Below are 8,096 nucleotides of genomic sequence, written 5' to 3' on the forward strand. Positions count from 1 at the left end.
GCCCGCACGGGTCCCGCCCCCCCGCAGTCTGCCCGGACTCTGGGAAGGAGGGCCCACGCACGCGTACGCTCGGAAACCATGGGGGAGTTGAGAGCGGACTGGCGGCTGCGGTTGCGCCGCGACGGCCCGGAGGGACCGGTGTGCGGGGCCGGTGTGCTGCTCACCCAGGACCGGATACTGACCTGCGCCCACGTCGTCGGTGAGGCGGACGCCCGGATGTGGGTGGAGTTCGCCGAGAGCCCCGGCATCCCGCCGGTCGCCGCCCGGGTCGCCCCGGACGGCTGGCTCCCGGGCCGCGAAGGACCCGACCGCGAGGACGTCGCCGTCCTCGCCCTGGACAGCCCCCGCCCCCAGGCCGAACCCGCCCCGCTCGGGCGGCGGCTGGAACGCGGCCGTGAGGTGTGGGCCGGCGGCTACTCGCAGACCTTCGACGACGGCATGTGGCTCTCCGGCCGGATCAGCGGACTGCACGGCGACTGGGTGCAGCTGGACGCCAGGAACAACGCCGAGGTGGTGCGCCCCGGCTTCAGCGGCGCCGCCGTCCACACCCGGCGCGAGGGCTCCCGCCCCGAACAGGTCGTCGGCCTCGTCGTCAGCTGGCGCGGCGACCTGGAGCTGGCACTGCCCACCGAGAACGACCTCGCCTTCTCCTACATGATCCCCGTCGACCGCATCGCCGAACTCGTCCCGCTGGTCGCCGAACTGTGCGGCCCCGACGGCTGGGACCCGGGGCTCGCGCGGCGGCTGCGCCACTGGTTCGCGGGCGTCGACCAGCCGTCCGTGCGCTTCGGCGTCGTCCCGTCCGGCGGCGGCCGGGACCGCACCCTGCGCCACCAGCTGCACCGCGCCCACCTCGTCCACCACGGCGGCCGGGACCGGCCCGCCGCGCTGGTGGAGACCCTGGTCGCCCAGCTCCGTCCCCCGCGCCACCAGCGCAACCGCTACCGCGACTGGCTCCTGGAGGGCGGCGACGAACCCGAACGCTCGCTCGCCGGCCGGCCCGCCGCCGGACCCGTCCTCGCCGTCCTCGGCCTGGACGAGGACCCGGACCCGGCCGGGCTCGTCCGCGTCCTGGCCCGGGTGCGCACCCTCGGCTTCCGGCTCCTGGTCACCGTGCGCGCCGCCGACGGCCCGTGGTTCGACCCGGTCGTGCGCGACCTTCTCGTACCGGCCCTGGACGAGCAGGCCGAGGAACTGCTGCGCCGGGCCGAACGCGGGGAACGCGAGTGGGCCCGGCTCAGCGGCCTGATCGACTCGGCGTCCGCACCCCCGCGCCCCGCCACCGACCCGGCCACCCGCCGCCGCCACCTCCGCGACCTGCGCGCACTCCCCGAACCCCACGCACGGCTGACCGCACTCAAACAACTGTTACGGGACTTGCGCACCGACCTCGGCACGCGGCCCGGACCGGGCGGCCCCGGCCTGCCGGAGCAGCGCACCGGACCGGCGGGGCGCCCATGAGAATCCCCTGCCCGCACCGCCGCTTCACCGGCGCCCCCTGCGAAGGCGCCGTGCGGTCCACCGGCTACTGCGACACCTGCGGGCGCGACGAGACCGCCCCCGGCCTCCCGCCCCTGCCCGCCGCCCCCGAGGACCACGGCCCCGCCGGACTCCTCGAACTCCCGCTGCTGGACCCGGGCAGCCCCGCCGAGCGCCTGGCCGCCGCCGAACGCCCGGTACGCATCGCGATGACCTGCTCCGCCAAGGCCTGCGGCACCGCGTTCGTCCCCCCGTACACCGCCGCCCCGCCCCCCGACGAGGGGCACTGCCCGGTGTGCGGGGCGCCCTACTCCTACCGCCCCGAGCTGACGAAGGACGGGCCGCCGCTCCAGGACCAGTACCGCATCCGGGGCCCCATCGCCCACGGCGGCCAGGGCTGGGTCTACCTCGCCGAGGACACCCACCTGGAGGACTTCGTCGCCGTCAAGGGACTCCTCAACCGCTACGCCGAACGCGGCGCGGCCCAGGCCGGTGAGGAGCGCCGCAGCCTCGTCGCCATCCGGCAGAGACGCATCGTCCAGATCCGCGACTTCGTCTCCACCGCCAGCCCCGACGGCACGGTCTCCGGCGGCTACATCGTGATGGAGGACGTCGGCGACCGCACCCTGTCCGCCCTCGTCGAATCCGTCCGGCAGGGCGCCTTCGTCCTCGACATCGAGCACGTCATCACCTACGGCTGCCAGATCCTGGAGGCCCTCGCCCATCTGCACGGCATGGGCTTCCTCTACGGCGACATGAAGCCGTCCAACGTCATCCACCACCTCGACGGCATCAAGGTCATCGACCTCGGCGGTGTCCGCAAGGCGGGCAGCGCCGACCCGCCGCCCGTCATCACCCCCTGGTTCGCCGCCCCCGAGACACACAGCGGCAGCCCCCTCACCGTCGCCCACGACGTGCACACGGTCGGCGTCACGCTCGCCGAACTCGCCGGCTGGGCCGTCGGCGACGACGTGCCGGGCCTCGGCACCAGCTCCTTCCGGCTCGTCGTGGAACGCGCCACCGCCCCGGACCCCGAACAGCGCTTCGGCTCCGCCGACGACATGGCCGGACAGCTGCGCGGGGTGCTGCGCGAGATCCGGGCCCTGCGCGGCAAGCGCGACCAGCCCGAACCCTCCGCCTACTTCACCCCCTCCACCGAACTGCTCGGCGCCCGCCTCGGCTCGGTGCCCGACTACGCGCACTGGCTGCGCCGCCCGCTGCACAGCCGCCGCGAGACGCCCCGGGCCCCCGTCCTCGACCCGGGCAGACCCACCCCCACCGAGATCGCCCGCAGGCTGCCGGTGCCCAGGCCCTACCCGGGCGACCCGCAGGCCGCCCGCTTCGGGGTCAGCAGCTACGACCCCGGCCAGCCGCTCGCCCAGCCCGCTGAGGGGGAGCGGTCGGTCGAGATCTGCCTGCACAACGCCCGGCTGCTGCTCGGCCAGGAGGACGACGACGCGCTCGCGCGGGCCCGCGCCCAGGTCGAGGCGGCGGCGGCCATACCGGGACCCGGACCGGTCAGGCAGTGGCGGCTCAGCTGGCACTGGGGCCTGGTCGCGCTGCGCGCGGCCGATGTGCTGGTGCCCGACGCGGCACGGGAGGAGCGGGACGCGATGCTGGAGGCCGCCCACGGCCACTTCGCGGCCGTCCACCGGGCGCTGCCCGGCGAGTACGCGGCCAAGCTGGCGCTCGCCTACTGCGCGGAACAGCTCGGCCCCGCCCGGCAGCCCGCGAAGGGCCCGTCCGCGTACGAACTGTTCCGCGCGGTGCACGCCCGCAACCCCTCGCACGTGGGCGCCGCCCTCGGCCTGGCCAGGCTCGCCCTCGCACGCGGCGACCGGGCCGCCGCCGTCGAGGTCCTGGACCTGGTGCCCGACGAGTCCCGCGACCACACCGTCGCCCGCGTCGCGGCCCTGCGCATCCGGGCGGCCCGGCTGGCGGCGGGGGAGCGGCCGCTGCCCGACGAGGCCGACATCGACGCCGCGCTGACCGCACTCGCCGGCCCGGTGGTGAGCGGCGACGAGGCGGCCTGGCTGCTGCGGACCGAACTGTACGAGTGGAAGCTCGACGCCGTACGCGCGGCGGCCGGCTCCCCGGCACCGCGCCGCGGATGGCCGCGCATGGGCCTGCCGCCCCCGCCCGTACCCGGCGAGCGGGCCGTGCGCGCGGAGCTGGAGCAGTGCTACCGGTGGCTCGCCCGGCAGCGGCAGAGACCGGCCGAGTACGAGCGGCTGATCGACCTCTCCCACGCGGTCCGCCCGCAGACCCGCTTCTGACCCGCCTCCGGCCCGTTTCCGGCCCCTTTCCGGCCCGGCGCGGACCCGCCTCCGACCCGGCGCGACCCCGCCTCCGACCCGACGCAGACCCGCCCGCCCCGGCGCCGCCCCGGCGCCGTACCCCCCTGGAGCCGTCCCATGGGTGCTCCCGCCCCGCCGCCGACCGGGCTCACCTTCGCCGTGTCCGTCGACGTCCGGCGCGACCAGCAGCCGCACCACGACGCCCGGATCGACGCCCACGTCCGGGTCAAGGCCACCGGCATCGGCCCCCGCGACCGGCGGCCCGCCGTCGAACTGGCCGTCGTCATCGCCCTGGACGTCGCCGCGTCCCGCAGGCGCGACGCGGCGTCCGCCCTCTCCGCCGCCCTGCGCGCGCTGCCCGACGGCCTGTCCTTCACCGTCCTCGGCGGCACCGACGACGACCGGCCCACCCGCTGCTACCCGCTGCGCGGCCGGTGGGCGCTGGCCGACACCGACGAGAGGCGCCGCGCCGCCTTCAGCGCCGGCCGGATCGCCCCGGCCCCCGACGACCGGCCGCCCCCGGGCTACGGGGCCTGGCTCGCCGCCGCCCGCGCCCTCTTCGCCGAACGCCCGCTGCCCGTACGCCACCTGATCCTCATCACCGACGGCAGCGGCCACGGGCCGGGCGGCGACGACAGCGCGCTGAAGGCCGAACTCACTGCGTGTGCCGGGGTGTTCAGCGCCGATGTGCTGGCGCTCGGCAAGGAGTGGGACCCGGCCCCGCTGCTCGCCCTCACCGAGAGCCTGCACGGGACGGCCGACAGCCCGCCCGACCGGTTCGCGCCCGCCGTCGCGGGCGCGCTGCGGCGGCTGCGCCGGGTCCGCAGCCCCGAACTGCCCGTCACGGTCACCGGGCGCCCGGCCGTGACCGCCGTCGCGCTCACCGAGACCGCCCCCCGGCAGCGCGTGCTCACGCCCGTCACCGCCCCCGGGGACCCGCGCCGGTCCGACTTCGCGACCCACCAGTGGGTGCCGGGCACCCGCGACTACGTCCTCACCCTGCGGGCCGACGCGAGCACCGACCCGCTCGGCGTCCTGCTCCAGCTGCTCACCGTCTCCGTCGGCGACGCCACCGCCCCGCTCGTGGTCCGCTGGCTGCCGCCCGGAGTCGCCATCGGAGCGGGCGGAACCGGGGCCGGGGGCGGCACCCTCCAGGCGGTGAACGCCGCGACGCGGATGCGCAACGCCCTCAACCGCGGCTACGCCGCCCTGGACCCGATGAGCCGCGAGGTCGCCGAGCAGCAGTTCGGCATCGCGGTCCGGCTGGCCAACGAGATCGGCGCCGCCTGGGTCCTCACGGACGTCCGCAAGGTCGCCGACATCCTCGACGGGCCCCGGGGCGTGGTCCGCGTCGGCCCCACCGTCGACCGCGGCACCGTGCGCAGGGGCCGGCTGCACGTCGCCTCCGGCCACCTCATCGACCTGCCGGAACACACCGAGGGGGCGCCCACGAAGTGCCCCGCCTGCCACCACGTCGCCGGGCCGCGCGCCCACTACTGCATCGCCTGCGGGAGGCGCCTGTGAGAGACCGGCCCACCCGCCGGGCGCGCGCCTTCCGGGCCCGCCGCCCGACCGGCTCGCGCACCCGCCGCCTGCTCGAACTGCACCTGGCCGTCATCGTGCTCGCCGGGATCGTCTCGATGACCGCGCTGCTCGTCTCCTACCGCGAGGTGCAGAACGCCGCCGGCGAGATGCGCACCCACGCCGCCCCCGCCGTCCAGGGCGTCGCCGCCACCCAACTGGCGCTGCTGCGCGCCCACCAGGAGGCGCAGGCGTCCGTGGACAGCGGCATCGACGAGGTCGTCGGGGCCGGCGCACGCTACGAGGCCCAGCTCTCCGCCGCCAACCAGGGCCTGTCCCGGCTCTCCGACGTACAGATCGACGGGGAGCGCGGCCGGGGCGTACTGAAGACCGTCACCGGCGTGCTGACCTCGTACAGCGGTTCCATCACGCCCGGGACCGTCAAATACGTGGACGACGACCTGATGCAGCGGCAGAAGCTGAGCGAGGCCAAGCGCCTCCTCGACCGGCCGGGCACCGGGGTCGTGCCCCGCCTGGACGTCCTCCAGCACCACCAGATGCAGCGGATGAGCCGGATCAGCTCCCTGGGCCCCCTCCAGGCCGCCGGCTGGGCGGTCGCGGAGCTCGGCCTGCTGGTCCTCGCCCTGACCACGCTCAGCGCGCTGTGGCTGCTGCGCCGCCGCTGCGGCCGCAGCCTGGACCCCTGGCTGCTGCCGGCCCTCCTGGTGACCCTCGCCCTGGCCGTCGTACCGCTGTGGGCGACCGTCGGTACCCAGGAACGGCTGGACACCGCGCGCCACGAACTGGTGCGGATCGAACAACGGGCCGACCGCCACGCGGACCTCGCCGAGGACCAGAGTTATGTCACCCGCACCTCCACCGCCCTGCACGGCCGGCTGGAGGCCGAGCGCTGGCAGAGCTGGACCTACTACGGGGCGCTCGGCGGCGGCGCGCTGATCATCCTGCTGCCGGTCGCGGGCCTCAGCCGCAGGCTCAACGCCGACTACTACTGGAGGGCCGGATGACACGCCCGCCCCGGGCACTTCTGCGAGGGCCTGTCCGGCGGATCCTCGCGGGACCGCGAAGATCCGCCGGACAGGCCCTCGCCCTCGTGCTGCTCCTGACCGCGGCCGGCTGCGGCCTCGCGGCCCCCGGCGGCAGCGACGCCGAGCCGAAGGTGACGATCCTCGGCCCCTGGACCGGTGCGCAGGAGGACCGGTTCACGGACGTCCTGGACGGCTTCGGCATCCCGTACACCTACCAGGGCACCGCCGCCACCCGCGAGGTACTGCTCGCCGAGGTCCAGGCCGGCAACCCGCCCGACATCGCGATCCTGCCCGGCGTCGGCGAACTCGTGGAGTACGCCGCGGAGGGCCGGCTGAACCGTCTGGGCGACCTGTACGACGGCAAGGAGTACGGCACCCCGTGGCGCCCCGCGGCGCAGGGGCTGGCGGACGACCTGTGGGTCCCGCTCAAGGCCGACCTCAAGTCCATCGTCTGGTACCGCGACGGCGAGACCCCGCCGTCCTCCCCGGCCCCGCTGAGCGCCTGGTGCGCCGGCATGGGGGACGACGGCTCGTCCGGCTGGCCCGGCAGCGACTGGATCGAGGACCTGCTCCTCCAGCAGGCAGGACCGGTGCTGTACGCGCGCTGGGCGACCGGTGACCTGGACTGGACCGCCGACCACGTCGTCACCGCCTGGACCACCTGGGCGGGCCTGCTGTCGCAGGGCTCGCGCGCCCGGCGCCTGGCGATCCTGGAGAGCGACCACCGGGGCCCCGAGGGCGGGAACGGGCTGCTCTTCGGCGGCGGCTGCGCCCTCGAACACCAGGGTTCCTTCGCCCGCTCCTTCTACGGGGACCGCCAGGACCGGGCCGTCTTCACCGACTCGGCGAAGCTGCTGCCGGGCGGCCCGTATACGGTGAAGGGCCATGAGGTCTCGGCCGACTTCGCCGCGCTCTTCGGCGGGGGCGACGCGGCCCGCGCGCTGATCCGGCGGCTCGCCTCCGAGAAGGCCCAGGAGGAGTGGGGCCGCGAGGGCGGGGTGTTTTCGGCCAATTCCGCGGTGCCGGCCCGCGAGGGCGAGGTCGAGAAGCAGGTGAGCGGGCGCCTCACGGACCAGCGCGTGCCGCTGTGCCTGGACGCGTCGGACGTCATGCCGGCGGCGGTGCGGGACGCGTTCTACGAGGCGGTGCTGCTGACCGTGGCGCATCCGGACGAGCCGGTGCGCGCCCGCCTCGAAGGCATCCAGAAGGTGCAGGACGCCCAGCCCGCCACCATCCCCCGGCTCACGGGTGTGTGCGGCAGACCACAGTGAGTCTTTGTGGGACCTTCACAAGCGATGACGGGTTCCGGCTGGTACTTCGCCTGCATGGCTCCGGCCTTCTGTCAGGCTCCACCAGTAAACCGGGCAGGAGACTGTACGGAGTCGACGGCAGGATTTTCTTGGCCGGGTTCGTAGGGTCGGTACATGACCGTTGTGGACGAAACCCAGGGCGAGCCGAGCGACACCCGTGGCCGTGTGGCCGAACTGCTGGCACTGCGCGAGCAGGCCCGGCGCGGACCCAGTGACCGGGCGACGGAGGCGCAGCACGCCAAGGGCAAGCTGACCGCCCGCGAGCGCATCGAGCTGCTCGTGGACCCGGGTTCGTTCCATGAGGTGGAGCAGTTGCGCCGGCATCGGGCGACGGGTTTCGGTCTGGAGGCGAAGAAGCCGTACACCGATGGTGTGATCACCGGGTGGGGCACGGTGGATGGCCGGACGGTGTTCGTGTACGCGCATGATTTCCGGATCTTCGG

Annotated in this window: 6 protein-coding genes; all 6 read left to right on the top strand. The window is 75.3% G+C overall.

Going from position 1 to position 8,096, the window contains the following annotated elements; translation table 11 throughout:
- Positions 1 to 78: 78 nt before the first annotated feature.
- Positions 79 to 1,461 carry a S1 family peptidase gene (locus tag B082_RS0118305; protein WP_026249924.1) on the top strand — a complete coding sequence of 461 codons (1,383 nt, stop codon included), beginning with the start codon at positions 79 to 81 and terminating at the stop codon, positions 1,459 to 1,461.
- Positions 1,458 to 3,755: a serine/threonine protein kinase gene (locus B082_RS0118310; protein WP_018553272.1), complete on the top strand. Its 2,298-nt coding sequence runs from the start codon at positions 1,458 to 1,460 to the stop codon at positions 3,753 to 3,755. The genes B082_RS0118305 and B082_RS0118310 overlap by 4 nt, the downstream gene beginning before the upstream one ends.
- A gap of 138 nt (positions 3,756 to 3,893) precedes the next feature.
- Positions 3,894 to 5,300, top strand: a complete 1,407-nt coding sequence (locus tag B082_RS0118315) for a hypothetical protein (RefSeq protein WP_018553273.1) — start codon at positions 3,894 to 3,896, stop codon at positions 5,298 to 5,300.
- A complete protein-coding gene (locus B082_RS0118320) occupies positions 5,297 to 6,322 on the top strand; it encodes a hypothetical protein (protein ID WP_018553274.1) in 1,026 nt (341 codons plus the stop codon). Before B082_RS0118315 ends, B082_RS0118320 begins: the two co-directional genes overlap by 4 nt.
- Complete coding sequence (locus tag B082_RS0118325) at positions 6,319 to 7,614, top strand: carbohydrate ABC transporter substrate-binding protein (RefSeq protein WP_420707686.1); 1,296 nt, start codon at positions 6,319 to 6,321, stop codon at positions 7,612 to 7,614. Before B082_RS0118320 ends, B082_RS0118325 begins: the two co-directional genes overlap by 4 nt.
- A 153-nt stretch (positions 7,615 to 7,767) precedes the next feature.
- Positions 7,768 to 8,096, top strand: a 329-nt coding sequence (locus B082_RS0118330; protein ID WP_026249926.1) for a carboxyl transferase domain-containing protein, incomplete at its 3' end; no start/stop codon positions are given.

The organism is Streptomyces sp. ATexAB-D23 (genome assembly GCF_000373645.1).
Taxonomy (GTDB): domain Bacteria; phylum Actinomycetota; class Actinomycetes; order Streptomycetales; family Streptomycetaceae; genus Streptomyces; species Streptomyces castrisilvae.

Excerpts from the sequence above, each read along its gene's own strand:
- B082_RS0118310 (WP_018553272.1), top strand. The coding sequence starts at position 1,458 with ATGAGAATCCCCTGCCCGCACCGCCGCTTCACCGGCGCCCCCTGCGAA.
- B082_RS0118315 (WP_018553273.1), top strand. The coding sequence starts at position 3,894 with ATGGGTGCTCCCGCCCCGCCGCCGACCGGGCTCACCTTCGCCGTGTCC.
- B082_RS0118305 (WP_026249924.1), top strand. The coding sequence starts at position 79 with ATGGGGGAGTTGAGAGCGGACTGGCGGCTGCGGTTGCGCCGCGACGGC.
- B082_RS0118325 (WP_420707686.1), top strand. The coding sequence starts at position 6,319 with ATGACACGCCCGCCCCGGGCACTTCTGCGAGGGCCTGTCCGGCGGATC.